Origin of the sequence: Mesorhizobium sp. M0960 (assembly GCF_040319055.1) — a bacterium.
Taxonomy (GTDB): domain Bacteria; phylum Pseudomonadota; class Alphaproteobacteria; order Rhizobiales; family Rhizobiaceae; genus Mesorhizobium.
This window is the reverse complement of the sequence record NZ_JAMYNN010000006.1, coordinates 95,929-112,795: the sequence shown is the minus strand read 5'-3', so window position 1 is coordinate 112,795 and position 16,867 is coordinate 95,929. Positions and strand designations below refer to the sequence as shown.

At 63.1% G+C, this 16,867-nt stretch carries 17 protein-coding genes and 1 pseudogene; 9 read left to right on the top strand and 9 right to left on the bottom strand.

The window, feature by feature from the left end; genetic code table 11:
- The first annotated feature begins 140 nt into the window (after positions 1 to 140).
- Both fdhD and NKH63_RS14245 read left to right on the top strand, forming a co-directional pair.
- A complete protein-coding gene (gene fdhD / locus NKH63_RS14250) occupies positions 141 to 968 on the top strand; it encodes a formate dehydrogenase accessory sulfurtransferase FdhD (RefSeq protein ID WP_023717901.1) in 828 nt (275 codons plus the stop codon).
- The gene (locus NKH63_RS14245; RefSeq protein WP_352483304.1) at positions 958 to 1,266 is read left to right on the top strand and encodes a formate dehydrogenase subunit delta; all 309 of its coding nucleotides are present in this window, start codon (positions 958 to 960) and stop codon (positions 1,264 to 1,266) included. Before fdhD ends, NKH63_RS14245 begins: the two co-directional genes overlap by 11 nt.
- Positions 1,267 to 1,292: 26 nt before the next feature.
- On the opposite strand, the gene NKH63_RS14240 is transcribed toward NKH63_RS14245, so the two are convergent.
- The 3 genes from NKH63_RS14240 to NKH63_RS14230 all read right to left on the bottom strand — a co-directional run bounded on the left by NKH63_RS14240 (position 1,293) and on the right by NKH63_RS14230 (position 3,251).
- Positions 1,293 to 1,553 (bottom strand): hypothetical protein, encoded by a 261-nt coding sequence (locus NKH63_RS14240; RefSeq protein ID WP_198030469.1) that lies wholly within the window; start codon positions 1,551 to 1,553, stop codon positions 1,293 to 1,295.
- 72 nt (positions 1,554 to 1,625) lie between these two features.
- A complete protein-coding gene (locus NKH63_RS14235; protein ID WP_352493730.1) occupies positions 1,626 to 2,126 on the bottom strand; it encodes an MmcB family DNA repair protein in 501 nt (166 codons plus the stop codon).
- An 825-nt stretch (positions 2,127 to 2,951) separates the two neighbouring features.
- Positions 2,952 to 3,251, bottom strand: coding sequence for a DUF1330 domain-containing protein (locus tag NKH63_RS14230; protein WP_023717905.1), 300 nt, complete (start codon positions 3,249 to 3,251; stop codon positions 2,952 to 2,954).
- A gap of 153 nt (positions 3,252 to 3,404) precedes the next feature.
- On the opposite strand from NKH63_RS14230, the gene NKH63_RS14225 reads away from it, so the two are divergent.
- The 3 genes from NKH63_RS14225 to NKH63_RS14215 all read left to right on the top strand — a co-directional run bounded on the left by NKH63_RS14225 (position 3,405) and on the right by NKH63_RS14215 (position 4,148).
- Positions 3,405 to 3,731, top strand: a complete 327-nt coding sequence (locus tag NKH63_RS14225) for a GYD domain-containing protein (RefSeq protein ID WP_352613828.1) — start codon at positions 3,405 to 3,407, stop codon at positions 3,729 to 3,731.
- Between the two features lie 162 nt (positions 3,732 to 3,893).
- Positions 3,894 to 4,022: a hypothetical protein gene (locus tag NKH63_RS14220; protein ID WP_352483307.1), complete on the top strand. Its 129-nt coding sequence runs from the start codon at positions 3,894 to 3,896 to the stop codon at positions 4,020 to 4,022.
- Positions 4,023 to 4,148: a hypothetical protein gene (locus tag NKH63_RS14215; RefSeq protein WP_352483308.1), complete on the top strand. Its 126-nt coding sequence runs from the start codon at positions 4,023 to 4,025 to the stop codon at positions 4,146 to 4,148.
- Between the two features lie 54 nt (positions 4,149 to 4,202).
- On the opposite strand, the pseudogene NKH63_RS14210 reads toward NKH63_RS14215, so the two are convergent.
- Positions 4,203 to 4,286, bottom strand: a pseudogene (locus NKH63_RS14210) (Cu(I)-responsive transcriptional regulator); the annotation flags it as partial.
- 222 nt (positions 4,287 to 4,508) lie between these two features.
- Here NKH63_RS14210 and NKH63_RS14205 point away from each other — a divergent pair.
- Positions 4,509 to 5,126 carry a L,D-transpeptidase gene (locus NKH63_RS14205; RefSeq protein ID WP_023717909.1) on the top strand — a complete coding sequence of 206 codons (618 nt, stop codon included), beginning with the start codon at positions 4,509 to 4,511 and terminating at the stop codon, positions 5,124 to 5,126.
- A 167-nt stretch (positions 5,127 to 5,293) separates the two neighbouring features.
- Here the strand turns inward: NKH63_RS14205 and NKH63_RS14200 are convergent, their stop codons facing one another.
- The 5 genes from NKH63_RS14200 to NKH63_RS14180 all read right to left on the bottom strand — a co-directional run bounded on the left by NKH63_RS14200 (position 5,294) and on the right by NKH63_RS14180 (position 12,710).
- The gene (locus NKH63_RS14200) at positions 5,294 to 5,863 is read right to left on the bottom strand and encodes a NifU family protein (protein WP_023676386.1); all 570 of its coding nucleotides are present in this window, start codon (positions 5,861 to 5,863) and stop codon (positions 5,294 to 5,296) included.
- A 343-nt stretch (positions 5,864 to 6,206) separates the two neighbouring features.
- Positions 6,207 to 6,698, bottom strand: a complete 492-nt coding sequence (locus tag NKH63_RS14195; protein WP_023717912.1) for a universal stress protein — start codon at positions 6,696 to 6,698, stop codon at positions 6,207 to 6,209.
- Positions 6,699 to 6,890: 192 nt separating this feature from the next.
- Positions 6,891 to 7,973 (bottom strand): tryptophan--tRNA ligase, encoded by a 1,083-nt coding sequence (trpS, locus tag NKH63_RS14190; protein WP_352917991.1) that lies wholly within the window; start codon positions 7,971 to 7,973, stop codon positions 6,891 to 6,893.
- 293 nt (positions 7,974 to 8,266) lie between these two features.
- Positions 8,267 to 9,865, bottom strand: coding sequence for a murein biosynthesis integral membrane protein MurJ (murJ, locus tag NKH63_RS14185; protein WP_352493727.1), 1,599 nt, complete (start codon positions 9,863 to 9,865; stop codon positions 8,267 to 8,269).
- Positions 9,866 to 9,911: 46 nt separating this feature from the next.
- A complete protein-coding gene (locus tag NKH63_RS14180) occupies positions 9,912 to 12,710 on the bottom strand; it encodes a [protein-PII] uridylyltransferase (RefSeq protein WP_352917989.1) in 2,799 nt (932 codons plus the stop codon).
- A 227-nt stretch (positions 12,711 to 12,937) separates the two neighbouring features.
- Between NKH63_RS14180 and NKH63_RS14175 the strand changes: the two genes are divergently transcribed.
- From NKH63_RS14175 to NKH63_RS14165, 3 genes are all read left to right on the top strand, one after another.
- A complete protein-coding gene (locus NKH63_RS14175) occupies positions 12,938 to 15,442 on the top strand; it encodes a heavy metal translocating P-type ATPase (RefSeq protein WP_352917988.1) in 2,505 nt (834 codons plus the stop codon).
- 43 nt (positions 15,443 to 15,485) lie between these two features.
- Positions 15,486 to 15,872 (top strand): CopM family metallochaperone, encoded by a 387-nt coding sequence (copM, locus tag NKH63_RS14170; protein ID WP_023676379.1) that lies wholly within the window; start codon positions 15,486 to 15,488, stop codon positions 15,870 to 15,872.
- 109 nt (positions 15,873 to 15,981) lie between these two features.
- The gene (locus NKH63_RS14165) at positions 15,982 to 16,827 is read left to right on the top strand and encodes an aldo/keto reductase (protein WP_352483314.1); all 846 of its coding nucleotides are present in this window, start codon (positions 15,982 to 15,984) and stop codon (positions 16,825 to 16,827) included.
- Positions 16,828 to 16,867 lie beyond the last annotated feature (40 nt).

Sequence of the window (16,867 nt, the reverse complement as noted above, 5' to 3'; positions counted from 1 at the left end):
CATCTCCCCCTCAAGGGAGGAGATTGGATGTCATCTCGGCTTTCGCCAATCACCAGCGTCGAAGGGTGCCTTACGTCTGAACTGCCAATCTCCCCCCTTGAGGGGGAGATGGCCGGTAGGCCAGAGGGGGGTGCCGCGTGATGCCCAAACGTCGTGCTGTCACCCAGATCAGCCGCCTCGCGCGCCGCGCCGGCGGCACCGCGGCCGCCAACCGCATGGTGCCGGAAGAGACGCCGGTAGCATTCTCCTTTGCCGGCACCACGCATGCGGTGATGATGGCAAGCCCGGCCGATTTCGAGGATTTCGCGCTCGGCTTCTCGCTGACCGAAGGCATCATTGCCTCGCCAGACGAAATCGAAGCCATCGAGGTCGAGGATCACGGCGCCGGCATCGATATCCAGATCCGGCTGAAGGACCAGGCCAACACCCGTTTCGAGGCGCGTCGCAGACGGCTCGCCGGCCCGGTCGGCTGCGGGCTGTGCGGCATCGAATCGATCGAGGAAGCGATGCGCTCGGTCGATCCGGTCGGTGCGTCGAAACTTACACTTCAGGCCGATGACATCGTCCGCTCGGTCAAGCTTTTGTCGAAGGTGCAGCCGCTGCACGCCGAGACCGGCGCGGTCCACGCCGCCGGTTTTTACCTCCCCGGCAAGGGCATCGTCATGGCGCGCGAGGATGTCGGCCGTCATAATGCGCTGGACAAGCTGGCCGGCGCGCTGGCCAAAGCCGGTATCGACGGCAGGTCGGGGGCCGTCGTCGTGACGTCGCGCGTTTCGGTCGAGATGGTGCAGAAGACCGCGGCGATCGGTGCTGCCTTCATCATCGCCGTCTCGGCGCCGACGGCACTTGCCATCCGCACCGCAGACGACGCCGGCATGACGCTGGTGGCGCTGGTGCGCGGCGATGATTTCGATATTTTCACCCATCCTGACCGCGTGGTTTCCGGAGTTGCCAAGCATGTCGCATGACGAAGGCCACCTCATGAGCACCAGCGAAAAGCTGGTTCGCATGGCCAACCAGATCGCTGCCTTTTTCCACTCCAAGCCGCGCGAGCAAGGCATTGCCGGCGTCGCCGAGCACATCAACAAGTTCTGGGAGCCGAGGATGCGCCGGCAATTGTTCGAGATGCTCGACAGCGGCGGCGAAGGCTTCAACGAGCTTGTCGTCGCGGCCGCCCCACACATCAAGCGGCCGGGCGCGCCGGAGGGCGCAGGTTTTAGCGTCGGCGGAGCGAGCACCGAGACTACGGCTGCGTCACAGAAGTAGGCGCCGCGGGCCTACATTCACACCCTCTAAGGTTTCATCTGCCGCAAGTCTCGCGGCTCTGCTATGATCCGGCGATAAGAAATCGTCGGGTCGGGCGGACAAACCTCGTGAGGCCGATCGAAACTCGCTACGCGCTCAGCGGCGACGTGCGGATCGCCTATCAGGTGGTCGGCCAGGGATCGCTCGATCTCGTCTTCGTGCCGGGTTTCATTTCCAATCTCGACCTGCACTGGGAAGACGAAGGCTACAGCCGGCTGTTGGCGTTCCTTGCGGAACACCGCAGTCATACATCGTCTCTTATGCAAGGTGGCGGCAGCCGGGGCAGCGCAAGCCTCCATGACTACGGAGAGGGAAACCCCCTACTCACTCTCACCCTCCAGCGCCGGCACCGACACCCCGGCAAGCTCCGCCGCCAGCAACCGCGCGGCACCGGCGCGCGCGATCCTCAGCATCAGCGCCTTGCGCGTCGCCGCCGCCATCCGGTGCTCGGGCGCATCGCGCAGGACCTCGGCACCATAGCCGTCGGAGAGAATGAAGCCGCACTCTTCCGGAAAGATCTCCGCGGGCACGCCGGGATGGGTGGCGAAGAAGAAGCGGTCGGAATGCAGCCGGTAGTCCGGCCATTTGCGGTCGACCCTGAAATCCTCGATCGAGGATTTGATCTCGATGATCCAGATATCGCCCTGGCGGGTCAGCGCTACGAGATCGGCGCGGCGCCCGGTGGCCAGCGACAGTTCGGGCAAGACATGCGCGCCCATCTGCTTGAGCAGCCGCTGCACGCCACGCCTGACCAGCATGGCACGCTCCGACTGGCGACCGTCGAGAAGGGGGTTGAGGGGTAGAGGTGAGATGATAGGCATGGCCGCACCATGTCAGATTTTGTTCACGGTTTGAACCCGGTTTTTGGGGCGATTATCCGGTTGACAAACCCAACCAGAACGGGACACCGCCGGTGCAGAACCCTGAAGCGCAAGCGGCCCACCGTGGGTGTTTTCCTACGGGTATTTACTGCCTGCAAGCTGTCTGGCACGACCCTCGGCAGTGGTTGCCTTGCGGGTTAGTGGGCCGCACATTACCCTTTCTCCACCTGGTGTGTTTATATAATAAGCACGCACACAGTATTTATTTGGAGTGTCCGGAAGACAAAGTTCACGCTTGTGGCCTGACCCCGGCTCAACATAGATTCTACAGGTTTTTTTACTCGTGTCATAAGGAACGTTCGCCTGGCTAGTGCATGCCGATGCACTGACGGCAATGGCTATAACGATGGCTATGCGGATCATGTTTTCCCCCAACACAACCGCATTTGAATCATGTTTTGTCGCCGCTGCCAAGGCGGGTTGCCAACCAGATAATCGCCTTTGTGCTGGGGCCAGTGCTGGTCTAGGAGCTCTTGTCTGTCGGATTAAGCCACTCACGCGCCTTCCGGTTTTTCAAATCAAATCGGTATAAGGAACAGGCGAGCACCGCTGGAAGACCAATGCCTCCGACAATAACCAGCGCGATAGGGCCAAACCAGCGGTAGGCTAGAACCCCAACCAAACTGAGGATCATGGCTCCAATGAAACTACTAATAGGCGCGGGCGTCACGGCTGATTTGTAGCGGAGCTTTGGTCAGCGGTCATCCGGGTTTGTCAAATATATAGCCGCCTTCTGGGCGGCGATTATCTGGTTGACAACCCCCTCTAACTAACCGGCATCATGCCCTCCAGAGCAATGATCCTCGTCTTTGCACAGCGTTCGCGGATGGCTTTGAGGCGGCCGTATTCCGGAGAGTCGTACCATGCGAGGAGCGAGGCCATGTCGGGAAATTCGACGATGACAAGGCGATGAGGCTCCCAATCGCCTTCCAGCACTTTGGTGGCTCCGCCACGAGCGATGTACCTTCCCCCGTAGCGGGCTTCGGTTGCAGGCACGTCCCGGCGGTATTCCTCGAAAACGGCGGCGTCGGTTATGTCGACATCGGCAATGAGATATGCGGCCATTGACCTTACTCCCCTTGGGAAAGGCAATTGAAACAGGTCTATTAGCGGTCCCGCAACTAAGCCAGCGGTACTACGCCTCGGAAACGACTCGCGTTCTCCCGGATTGGGGCGCTTAACTGTCTTGGTGGGGGCAGCTCTGGGAGGAGACGAACCATGCCGATGTATCTCACGCGATTCAGCTACAGGCCCGAAACCTGGGCGCGCTTGATGGATAATCCCGAGGACAGACGCGAGGCTGCCCGTTCCTACATCGAGTCGGTCGGCGGAAAGCTGCACGGGTTCTGGTATGCCTTCGGAGAGTACGATGGCTGGAACCTATGGGAGGCGCCGGACAACGTGTCCATGGCCTCTGTCATGCTCGCCATCGGTGCGGGAGGCGCGCTCAGCTCGTACGAGACCACCGTCCTGTTAAGTGTCGAAGAGACGATGGACGCGCTTGGCAGGGCGAAGTCGATCCGGTATCGCCCACCGGGATCATGACGGCCGCCCGTGCTTTGCGGAGTGTCGAAGGCTAGGTAACGCTTGCTATCGAACGGCGCACGCTCCTAAACTTTTGCGCAAAAGAGTCCGCTGCACCCTCTTGGCAGCGCCGGCAGCTTGCGCTTTCAATGTCGGCCACGGGATTTTTACGAGGAGCATTAGATGACGGACGATGACGGACGCAAATCGGCGACACCGGAGGAAATCCGCTCGGCCGTTAGAGGATGGGCGGTGCTTGGGGCAATCATCGTTGCCGTGTTTGGTGCCGCCTACGTCATGATCGATAGTTGAATGGCCGACGATCCTGGTCGCCCCGATGGACTGCCTGAAAAGATCGGCACGGTCCTTGGTGCAGTGGTGGTGATCGGCACGTTCGGGCTTCTGGCTTGGACGGTGCTTCGCGGCGTTCTTTATTGAACCGGCCTATTGAACCAGGCTTGTCAGGATTATCTCCTGCAGCGGCCGCGTCTCAGGCGAGATCAGGCCGATCTCCTCGTAGTAACGGATGGCCTTGGCTGGCCGGCCAGAGCGCCAGCCAGCGTCACCGACATTCATGGTGATTCCCCGTCTCGGGGTTCTTGTTCTTGGCCCATTGATTTTGCAGCATAATCCTGCGGGGGCTGTTGCCGAAATGCCATAGTCGCAGGTTTACCAGCACGCAAGCCCAAGGATATAGGCATCGCCCGCTTGGCAAGCAAAGCAAATGCCAGCATGAATGAAGATGAAAAAAGCGGCCGACTCGAGCCGCTGTTGTTTGGGCAGGCATCGGACCTTTTCATGCGCATGAAGTCACTTGCAATCGTCGCGGCCCTGGCGCTGTCGACGGCTGTCGCCGGTTGCAGCACCATCGGCTCGCAGATCTTCACCAACAACTACGGCGCGGTGACCGATGCCGGCTATCATCTGCCGCGCATCCCGATCGAAAAGGTGCCGTTCAAATACCGCCGGCAGATCGTCGACTACGACACCAGGGAAAAGCCGGGCACCATCATCGTCGATACGCAGAACAAGTTCCTCTATTTCGTCATGGGCGACGGCGAAGCGATGCGCTACGGCATCGGCGTCGGCCGTGAAGGTTTCGAATGGCACGGCACCGCCCGTATCGCACTAAAGCGCGAATGGCCGACCTGGACGCCGCCGTCGCAGATGATCAGGCGGCAGCCGGAGCTGGCCAAGTTTGCCGGCGGCATGGAGCCGGGGTTGAAGAACCCGCTCGGCGCGCGCGCCATGTACCTGTTCAACAAGGGCGGCGACATGGGCTACCGCCTGCATGGCAGCCCGGAATGGAATTCGATCGGCAAGGCGATGTCGTCGGGCTGCATCCGGCTGATGAACCAGGACATTATCGACCTCTACGACCGCACCTCGGTCGGCGCCAAGGTCATTGTGCTGTAAGACCATGATCCCGAAAAGCGGGACCCGGTTTTCGGACAAGATCATGGTCAAACAAGAAGAGCTTTATACGCGGACCGTCTAGGCAACACACAGACGTCGCAAACAGAAAACCGGGCACTTTGGCCCGGTTTTTTGTTGTCTATCGACGTTGACGATGGAACGGCGCGTCAGGAGACCTGTTCGACGTGCTGCACTTCCGGCACAAAGTGCCGGAGCAGGTTCTGGATGCCGTGCTTCAGCGTCGCCGTCGAGGACGGGCAACCGGCGCAGGCGCCCTTCATGTGCAGGAATACGGTGCCGTTCTCGAAGCCGCGGAAGGTAATGTCGCCGCCATCCTGGGCCACCGCCGGGCGCACCCGCGTGTCGAGCAGCTCCTTGATGGTGACGACCAGCTCCTCGTCGGCCTTGTCGTAGAATTCGCCGGTCTGGCTGGTCTCGGCGGCGGGGCCGGCCTTGGCCATCACCGGGGCGCCGGACATGAAATGCTCCATGATGGCGCCGAGGATAGCCGGCTTCAGATGCTGCCAGTCGGGACCGTCCTTGGTCACGGTGATGAAATCATAGCCGAAGAAGACGCCGGTGACGCCGGGGATCTCGAACAGACGGCCGGCCAGCGGCGAAGCCGTCGCGGCGCTGTCGGCATCACGGAAATCGGCGGTGCCTTCTTGCAGCACTTCCTTGCCGGGCAGGAATTTCAGCGTCGCCGGGTTTGGCGTCGACTCGGTCTGGATGAACATGGCCATCTCCGTGCCCGTTTCGGGCAGCTAGTTTGGAATAATTCTAATTAGGCTTTATCCGCCCGACATTCAAGCGAAAGGCATCGCGGGGAACGGCTGGCTGGTGGAATGTTTTGCTAGCTCGCTGAAACAATTGGAGATGTGTTGAGATTCAGGTCAGGCCGAGCCGAAAATGATGGTTTCCGAGAACCGGCCTACGCCGGCCGTAGCCTTCATAGGACGGAGGCGCCTACGAGGGCTCCGGTCGGCGAAGGCCGGAGCGGAGCGTACTTTTGGTACGTGAGCACCGGAAGCGCAGGAAGCCGCCATTTGTAGGCCGGCCTCACCTGAATATCGGCACATCTCAGGCGAGGCTGTCGATCTCCTCGTCCGACAGGTTCTGCGGCACCACAGTCACTGGAATCGGAAAGGCGGCGCCCTTGCCGGCAACCGCGCCGACCAGCGGCCCAGGCCCTTCCTTGCCAGCGCCTGCCGCCAGCACCAGGATGGCGATGTCCTGGTCTTCCTCGATCAGCTTGTGGATCTCTTCGGTCGGCTTGCCTTCGCGCACCACCAGTTCCGGCTCGATGCCGAGCTTCTGGCGCACCTTGTTGGCGTAGCTGTCGAGCGCGGCGCGCGCCGTGGCGGTCGCCTCCTCGCGCATGATCTTCTCGACGCCCAGCCAGTGCTGGAAATCATCCGGCTCGATGACATAGAGCAGCACCAGCACGCCGCCCGTGCTTTGCGCCCGCTTCGAGGCGTAGGCGACGGCGCGCTCGCATTCCGGCGTGTCGTCGATGATCGCCAGGAACTTGCGGCGATGACCGGCTTCGCGGCTGAGGCGTTTGGAGACCATATTCACCCTGCTCGATGGTTTCGGCCGCAATCTGCCACCGCCACAGCCCGCCCGCAAGCGACCGGCGGCTGTGGCGATATTGGTGCAGCTTAAAGCGCGTCGCGTTCGACCAGCCTCATGCGACGCGCTTCAGGTTCTTGTTTTATGCATGTCGTTATCGCAAAACCGCTGCACACTTTTGCGCGACATAAATTAGCCTTGCAGCAGGCCGATAATGTCGCGCACGGTCTTCATCGTCGCTTCGGCCAATGTGCCGGCACGCTCGCCGCCATCCCGCAGCACCGCGTCGACATAGGCGCGGTCGCCGGAGATGCGGCGCATCTCGCCGGCGATCGGCGCCAGCTTTTCCACCGCGAGATCGGCCAGCGCCGGCTTGAACACCGAAAACTGCTGGCCGCCGAATTCCTTCAGCACCGCCTCTTTCGATATTTCGGCGAGGCCGGCATAGATGCCGACGAGGTTTTCCGCTTCCGGCCGGCCGGCAAGCCCGTCCAGTTCGCCGGGCAAAGCCTCCGGGTCCGTCTTGGCCTTGCGGATCTTCTTCGAGATGGCGTCGACATCGTCGGTCAGGTTGATGCGCGACAGGTCCGACGGGTCGGACTTCGACATCTTTTTCGAACCGTCGCGCAGCGACATGATGCGCGCCGCCGGGCCGCCGATGACCGGCTCGGTCAGCGGAAAATAGCCGTTCACCGTCTCTTCGCCCACCTGCATCTCGACGCCGACACCAATCGCCGCGATACGGTCCGAAAAATCGTTGTTGAATTTCTGCGCAATGTCGCGGGTCAGCTCCAGATGCTGCTTCTGGTCGTCGCCGACCGGCACATGGGTGGCGCGGTAGACGAGGATATCGGCGGCCATCAGGGAGGGGTAGGCGAGCAGGCCGAGCGAGGCGTTCTCGCGGTCCTTGCCGGCCTTGTCCTTGAACTGCGTCATCCTGTTCATCCAGCCAATGCGCGCCACGCAGTTGAAGATCCAGGCAAGCTCGGCGTGCTGCATCACCCGCGACTGGTTGAAGACGATGTGCTTGGTCGGATCGATGCCGGAGGCGAGAAACGCCGCGGTGATCGAACGCGTCTGGTCCTGAAGATCCTCATAGACGAGCTGCGCGGTCAGCGAATGCAGGTCGACGACGCAGTAGATGCAGTCGGAGGTGTCCTGCAGGGCGACGAATTTCTTGATGGCGCCGAGATAATTGCCGAGATGCAGATTGCCGGTTGGCTGGACGCCGGAAAAGACGAGTGGCTTGAAGGCGGGCTGGTTGAGGCCGGTCATGGTGTATCCCTGGCTTGTGGAGGGCCGTTTCGCGCGCGGCGAAAGTCTTGCGACGGCGCGCTTATGGACGAGAGCGAGGAGACGATCAAGAGGGGTGTTGGCTAGGCCGCGCGGGGCTTTGACCGTGGCCGAGCAAGACGCCACAGAAGGCTGTTTGAAGGGGATGGCGCCGACCAGAATCAAAAACCCGCCTTGCGGCGGGGTCGTCGGTGCGAATCAGCACCATACCCAAATTAGTAGCATAGCTGCAGGCACAAAGCAAGAACAAAATTGGACCTGACGAATTTTCCGCCTCACGAATCCGGAGATTGCTCCTTGACCGGCTGGGAGCCTTTACGCCCGATATTGCGGCGGATCATGCCGAAATCCGCACCCCCGGTGGCAAACGCAGTGACGAAGTAAAGCAGCGCCCCGCCGGCGACGAGCGCAAGCAGCGTTACCGCCTTGATCACCAGCGGCGAGCCCGAGCCGAGACTTGCGGCGAACCAGTGCTCGGCAAAATAGAGCGCCGCCGCCATCACCGCCGCCGACAGCACCAGCCGCGGGATGCGTTTCATGAGCGGCAAGTCGCGGCCCCAGTGGCCGCGCCGGATCAGCACGGCCAGCAGCATCGCCGCATTGACCCAGCCGGCGACGGCGGAGGCAACGGCAATGCCGGGCGCGCCCATCGTCGGAAACAGCGTCAGTGCCGTCGTAATGTTAACCGCCACCGAGATGGCGGCGAAAATCATCGGCGTGCGCGTGTCCTCGCGGGCGAAATAGCCTGGGGTGAAGGCCTTGATCAGCACGAAGGCCGGCAGACCGAGGCCGAAGATCGCCAGGATTGCCGCGACCGTCGGCGTCGAATTGTTGGCGGCGAAGGCGCCGCGCTCATAGACCAGCCGCACGATCGGCTCGGACATGACCAGCAGGGCGGCCGCCGCCGGCAAGGTCATGAACAGGGTGAACTCGACCGAGCGGTTCTGCAGATTGGCCGCCTCGACCAGATTGCCTGACTTCAGCGCCCGCGACAGTTCCGGCAAAAGCACGATGGCGACGGCGACGCCGACGACGCCCAGCGGCAGCTGGTAAACGCGGTCGGCATAGGCCAGCGACGACACCGCGCTGTCCTGCGCCGACGCGATCGCCGTGCCAATCAGCTGGTTGATCTGGGTGATGCCGCCGGTGATCGCCGCCGGCAGTGCCAGGATCAGCAGCCGCTTGACGCTGGGCGTCATCTTCGGCCGGCGGAAGCCGATCGAAATGCCGGCATGGCGCACCGCCGCCCAGACGATCGCCAGCTGCACCAAGCCGGCCGCCAGTACGCCCCAGGCCAGCCCGAAACCGACGGTGCGGGCGTCCGAACCCTTGTACCAGGCATAGGCAAGCACGGCGATGAGGATGATGTTGAGGAACACCGGCGCCACCGCGGCGGCGAAATAGCGGCGCAGCGAATTCAGCATGCCGGCCATCATGGCGCCGAGCGACATGCAGATCAGGTAAGGGAACATGACGGTCGCCAGTGCCACCGTCATCTCGAATTTTCCGGGCGTGTCGGCAAAGCCCGGCGCCACCAGGTAGCGCACGATCAGCGGCATCGCCAATTCCATGGCGATGGTTAGCGCCAGAAGCGCGGTGAACAAGACGCCGAACACCTCTTCGGAAAAACGCTTGGCGCCGTCGGTGCCGTGCGTCTCGATCTCTTTGGCGAACAGCGGCACGAAGGCGGCGTTGAAGGCGCCTTCGGCGAACAGCCGGCGAAAGGTGTTGGGAAACTGGAAGGCGGCGTTGAAGGCGTCGGCGATCGGCCCGGTGCCGAGTGCGGCAGCCATCAGCATCTCGCGGCCAAAGCCGAGGGCGCGGCTCATCAGCGTGCCGGAAGCGACCGTGGCGAATTTCTTGACAAGGCTCATGCGCTTGAAGACTGCCTGTGGGATTGGGGCAAATGGAAGGTAACAGTCACTCGGCGGCCGTTTTGGTCTTGCCGCGCTCGGACGCCGTGCCCTCGAGCACCGCGATCAGCCTGTTGCGGATGGTCGCCGTACGCGACGGGCTGTCGATCTTCTGGCCGGTGAGATCGGTGACGTAGAACGTGTCGATGACCTTTTCGCCGAAGGTGGTGATGTGGGCCGAGGCGATGTCGAGCGACAGGTCCGACAACATGCCGGTGATCTCCGACAGAAGGCCCGGCCTGTCCAGTCCTTCGACCTCGATCACCGAGAACCGGTTCGACAGGGTGTTGCGGATCTCGGCGCGTGGCGGGATGCGGAAGACCTTGGCGCCGCGCCGTGGCTTGGTGCGCTTCTCGATCATTTCGGGCAGCCAGCTCTTGCCCGACAGCACGTCCTCGATCAGCCGGCCGACGCGCTCGGCACGGCGACGCTCGTCCTCGTCGCGGTCGAACTCCCTGGAGATCAGGATGGTGTCGAGCGCGCGGCCGTCCGAAGTGGTGAATATCTGCGCGTCGACGATGTTGCCGCCGGCCGCAGCACAGGCGCCGGCAATCACCGAGAGCAGGCGCGGATGGTCCTGCGCCAGCACCGTGATCTCGGTCACCGCCTCGAACTGGTGGGTCTTGACCATGGTGGCGAGCTTCTTGCCGGCGTGATCGGCCTCGCGGATGAATTCGGCATGGCGCAGCTGGTCGGGAAGATCGACCGCCAGCAGATAGTTCTCGTAGTGCTGGCCGACATAACGCTTGCGGGCCTTTTCCGGCCAGTCGGCAAGTGCCTCGGCCAGTTGTTCGCGCGCCGCCGCAGTCCGCTTGGCGCGCGACACCTCCGAAAACCCGCCGGTCAACAAAAGCTCGGTCTCGTAGTAGAGCGTACGCAGCAGCTGGCCTTTCCAACCGTTCCAGACCCCCGGCCCGACGCCACGGATATCGCAGACGGTAAGCACCAAAAGCATCTTCAGCCGTTCGACCGACTGCACGATGGCGGCAAAATCCTCGATCGTCTTGCGGTCGTTGAGATCGCGGGTCTGCGCCGTCATCGACATGACGAGGTGGTTCTCGACCAGCCAGGCGACCGTTTCGGTGTCGGCCGGCGAGAGCCCCATATGCGGGCAGATGCGCCGCGCGATTCTGGCGCCGGCTTGCGAATGGTCCTCAGGCCTGCCCTTGGCGATGTCGTGCAGCAGCACGGCGACATAGAGCGCCTCGCGGCTCTTCTTCAGCCCCGGCATCAGCGCGTGGGAAAGCGGATGCACCTTTTCGCCGTCGCCGCGCTCGATCTCGGCCAGCACGCCGATGCAGCGGATCAAATGCTCGTCCACGGTGTAGTGGTGATACATCGAGAACTGCATCATGGCGACGATCTTGCCGAAGTCCGGGATCAGCTTGGCAAGCAGTCCGGCCTCGTTCATTCGCCGCAGATTGAGCTCGGCGTTGCGGTCCGAGGTCAAGATGTCGAGGAATAGCCGGTTGGCCTCCTCGTCGCGCCTGAGCGCCTTGCCGACGAGGCCGAGAGAGCGGGTCAAAAGCTTCAGCGCATCGGGGTGGAATTCCAGGCCGTGCTTGTCGGCAAACCAGAACAGCCTGAGCAGGTTGACCGGATCGCGCTCGAACACCTCGTCGTCGGCAATGTTGATGCGGTGGTTGTCGACGATGAAATCGGCCGTGCCGGCGAGCTTGCGCTTGCGCCGCGAGAAGGTGAGGAAGATGCGGTTGAAGCCCGGCACATGCTTAGCCTGCTCCTCCTCGAGCGCGGCGCAGAAAATGCGGGTCAGGTCGCCGACATCCTTGGCGACGAGGAAGTAGTGCTTCATGAAGCGTTCGACCGCCGACAGGCCGGGATGGGTGGTGTAGCCGAGCCGCTCAGCGATGTCGCGCTGGATGTCGAAATGCAGCCGTTCCTCCGCCTTGCCGGTGAGGAAATGCATGTGGCAGCGCACCGCCCACAGGAAGTCCTCGGCCTTCTGGAATTCCCTGTATTCGGCGTCGGTGAAGACACCCTTTTCGACCAGTTCCTCGCCGGTGCGCACCCGGTAGAAATATTTGCCGATCCAGAACAGCGTCTGCAGGTCGCGCAGGCCGCCCTTGCCGTCCTTGACGTTGGGTTCGACCAGGTAGCGGCTCTCGCCGGCCTTGGCGTGGCGCTCGTCGCGTTCGGCGAGCTTGGCCTGGACATATTCGGGGCCGGTGGTGCGCACCACCTCGTGGTCGAAGCGCTGCAGAAGCTCGTCATAGAGTTTTCGCTCGCCCCACAGGAAGCGCGCCTCCAGGATCGAGGTGCGGATGGTGATGTCGGTGCGCGACAGCCTGAGGCACTCGTCGATGTTGCGCGTCGCGTGACCGACCTTCAGCCCGAGGTCCCACAGCATGTAGAGCATATATTCGACGATCTGCTCGCCCCACGGCGTCTGCTTGTAGGGCAGCAGGAACAGGAGATCGATGTCGGACCCCGGCGCCAGCGTGCCGCGGCCATAGCCGCCGACGGCGACGACCGCCATGCGCTCGGCCGACGACGGGTTTTTCACGCGGTAGACATGGGTGGCAGCGAAATCGTAGAGCGCACGGATGATCTCATCCATCAGATGCGACAGCCGGGCGGCGCAGGCGGTGCCGCTGCCGTCGTCCATCAGCATGCGTTCGGCGACAGTGCGCCCGTCGGCGAGCCGGCTTTTGAGCAGCTTGAGGACGCCGCCGCGCGCGGCCTTGCCCGAACCGTCGCCTGCCGTGGCCGCGGTCAGTTCGGTCATCTCGCGGCGCAAGGCTTCGCCGTCGATCAGTTCCTCGAGCTTCAGGGATATTCTTGCCATAAATGCCGTTCGGCCTCGCCGTTTCGGCGGCGTCTATAGCGCGTTTTCGCGGCGCTGGGTATGGGGCGGACGGACGCGTTCTCCGCGGCCGCCGACGGGACGATCGTCTCGTGCCCGCAGCCGGTTCGGTTTGGGCCTGGCCGCGAAAAATCGAAAATCGGCCCTTGACCTTCCAGTTACTGGAAGCACTACCTCCGCTGCAACATCGAAATACAGGGGCTTTCGGCATGACGCATTCCGACCACGATCATCACAGCCATGGCTGCTGCTGCTCGGCAAAGAGCGCCTCGCCTGCCGCGGACGCCGTCGTCCGGGATCCGGTCTGCGGCATGACCGTCGATCCGGCCGCTGGCAAGCCGACCGCCGGGCATGACGGCCATCGCTATCATTTCTGCAGCGAAAGCTGCCGTTCGAAATTCGTCGCCGAACCCCAGAAATATCTGACCGCAACCGATCCCGTCTGCGGCATGAGCGTCGATCGCGCCACGGCCAAGCACTTTTTGCGCCACGAGGGCCAAGGCTTCTATTTCTGCTCCGCCGGCAGCAAGGCGAAGTTCGAGGCCGAGCCGGCAAAATATCTCGGCGACAAGCCGGCGCCGCAGGCGATGCCCAAGGGCACGCAATACACCTGCCCGATGCATCCCGAAATCATCCGCGACAAGCCCGGCTCCTGCCCGATCTGCGGCATGGCGCTGGAGCCGATGGGCGTGCCGACCGGCGACGAGGGGCCTAACCCCGAACTGGTCGATTTCACCAGGCGCTTCTGGGTGAGCGCGGTGCTGTCCGTGCCGTTGCTGGTCATCGCCATGGCGCCGATGCTCGGCCTGACGTTTCAGGCCTTCATCGACGACCGCGCGAAGGTCTGGCTGGAACTGGCGCTGGCCAGCCCCGTGGTGCTGTGGGCGGCATTCCCGTTCTTCCACCGCGGCTGGGATTCGATGCTCAACCGCAGCCCCAATATGTGGACGCTGATTTCGCTCGGCGTCGGTGCCGCCTATCTCTACAGCGTCGTCGCCACACTGTTTCCAGGCCTCTTTCCGCACCAGTTCCGCGGCCATGATGGCACCGTGCCGGTCTATTTCGAGGCGGCGGCAGTGATCGTTGCGCTGGTGTTCCTCGGCCAGGTGCTGGAATTGCGTGCCCGTGAGAAAACCGGCTCGGCGATCCGCGCGCTGCTCGACCTGGCGCCGAAGACGGCGCGGCTGATCGGCGCGGACGGTTCCGAAAACGACGTGCCGCTCGAAACGGTCAAAGCCGGCCACCGCTTGCGCATCCGCCCCGGCGACGCCGTGCCGGTCGACGGCATTGTGCTCGAAGGACGCTCCTCCATCGACGAATCGATGATCACGGGCGAGCCGCTGCCGGTCGAAAAGACCGAAGGCGACAACCTCACCGGCGGCACGCTCAACAAGAATGGCTCACTGGTCATGCGCGCCGAAAAGATCGGCGCCGAGACGACACTGGCGCGGATCGTCGAGCTTGTCGCCAAGGCGCAGCGTTCACGCGCGCCGATCCAGGGGTTGGCCGACCGCGTCTCGTTCTACTTCGTCCCGGCCGTCGTGCTGGTCGCGATCATTGCGTTTATCGCCTGGGCGATCGTCGGACCGGAACCCAGCCTGGTGTTTGCCATCGTCGCGGCGGTCTCGGTACTGATTATCGCCTGTCCATGTGCGCTGGGCCTTGCGACCCCAATGTCGATCATGACCGCTACCGGGCGCGGCGCGCATGCCGGCGTGCTGATCAAGGAAGCGGCGGCGCTCGAGCGCTTTGCCTCGGTCGACACGCTGATCGTCGACAAGACGGGAACGCTGACCGAAGGCCGGCCGCGACTGACCGACGTCGTTGCCGTCGAAGGCATGGCGCAAGACGAGTTGCTGGCGCTCGCCGCCGGGCTGGAAAAAGGCTCGGAGCATCCGCTGGCCGAGGCGATCGTTGACGGCGCCCGCGGACGCGGGGTGAAGGTCCCCGACGCGAGCGGTTTCGAGGCTGTCACCGGCAAGGGTGTTTCCGGCACGGTTTCGGGACAGAAGGTGGCGCTTGGCAATGCCGCGATGATGGCCGATCTCGGCATCGATACGGCTTCGGTCCTGGCCAGTGCCGAGGCGCTGCAGTCCGACGGCAAGACCGCGATGTTCGTCGCTGTCGCAGGCAAGCTCGCCGGCCTCGTCGCCGTCGCCGACCCGATCAAGGCGACCACCGCCGAGGCGATCAAGGCGCTGCATGACAGCGGGCTGAAGATCGTCATGGCGACCGGCGACAATGAGCGCACCGCCAAGGCCATCGCCGCCAAGCTCGGCATCGACGCGGTGCATGCCGGGCTTTTGCCCGAACAGAAGAACGCGCTGGTTGAGGAGTTGCGCGCCGGCGGTGCCGGCGTCGCCATGGCCGGCGATGGCGTCAACGATGCGCCGGCACTTGCCGCCGCCGATGTCGGCATCGCCATGGGCACCGGCGCCGATGTTGCGGTCGAAAGTGCGGGGATTACGCTGGTCAAGGGCGATCTCAACGGTATCGTCAGGGCCAGGACGCTGGCCCGCGCGACGATCCGCAACATCCGCCAGAACCTGTTTTTCGCTTTTCTCTACAATGTGCTTGGCGTGCCGGTGGCTGCCGGCGTGCTTTATCCGCTCACCGGCACGCTGTTGTCGCCGATGATTGCGGCGGCGGCGATGAGCCTGTCTTCGGTTTCGGTCATCGCCAACGCATTGCGGCTCAGGACATTGAAACTCTGAGTAAAACTTCCAGATACACCCTGTTCAAAAAAGGAGACGATGAATGACCTTGGCCAAGAAGATCGTGCTGCTGATGATGGCGGCGGGAATGCTGCTTGCTGTTTTCCTCGAAAGCGTTCCTGCACAAGCCGAGGAGATGAAGCACGACATGGGCGCCATGGGCGCGCAGAGCCCCTCGACCGAGGGCTACAAGGCGGCGATGGACAAGATGCATACCGACATGATGGCGATCGAATATTCCGGCAATGCCGATGTCGATTTCGCTCGCGGCATGATCCCGCATCACCAGGCTGCCATCGACATGGCCAAGGTCGAGCTCGCCAATGGCAAGGATCCGGAAATCCGCAAGCTGGCCGAAGCGGTGATCGCCGCGCAGCAAGCCGAGATCAAGCAGATGCAGGACTGGCTCGCCGCCCATCCAGTGAAGTAGGCGTCACGCTGTCGGGGAATCCAGGCGAGAGGCTTCACCTGGATTTCTGCTTCACCTGGATTTCCCTTGGCGGCTATGGTGCTATCCGGGCCTCGGACTGGAGCATGCCATGCCATCGACGATACGAACGACCACCCTGCCCTGCGGCGAAGCCGTGCCGGTGCTCGGCCAGGGCACCTGGAAGATGGGCGAAGACGGCCGCCGCCGTACCGACGAGGCCAATGCCCTGAAGCTCGGGCTGGATCTCGGCATGACGCTGATCGACACCGCCGAAATGTATGCCAGCGGCGGTGCCGAGGAGGTGGTGGCGGAGGCCATCGCTGGTCGCCGCGACGAGGTTTTCCTGGTCTCCAAGGTGCTGCCGTCCAATGCCTCGCGCGCCGGCGTGAAACGGGCCTGCGAGAACAGCCTGAGGCATCTCGCCACCGACCGCATCGATCTTTATTTGCTGCATTGGCCGGGCAGCGTGCCCTTGACGGAAACGGTCGAGGCATTCGAAGCGTTGAAGGCAGCCGGCAAGATCCGCCATTGGGGCGTCAGCAATTTCGATACCGGCGAGATGGAAGAGCTGGTCCGATTGCCGGCCGGCGGCAACGTCCAGACCAATCAGGTGCTCTACAATCTGTCGCAGCGCGGCGTCGAGTTCGACCTCGCCCCGTGGAGCCGGCAACGCGGTATGCCGCTGATGGCCTATTCGCCGGTCGATCAGGGGGTATTGGCGCGCAATGCCAGGTTAGATGCCATCGCCGCTCGCCACGGTGCGACGCCGGCGCAGATCGCGCTTGCCTGGGTGATGGCGCAGGACGGGGTGATCGCGATTCCCAAAGCTAGCCGCCCGGAGCATGTCCGGCAGAATGTCGCGGCGTTGGACATCGAGCTCACGAGCGAAGATTTCGCCGAAATTGACCGCGCCTTCCCACCGCCGAGGCGGAAGTCGGGCCTGGCGATGATTTGAGGGGGTGGGGCGGAAGGCAAGCCAAAGCAGCGTTCCGTCA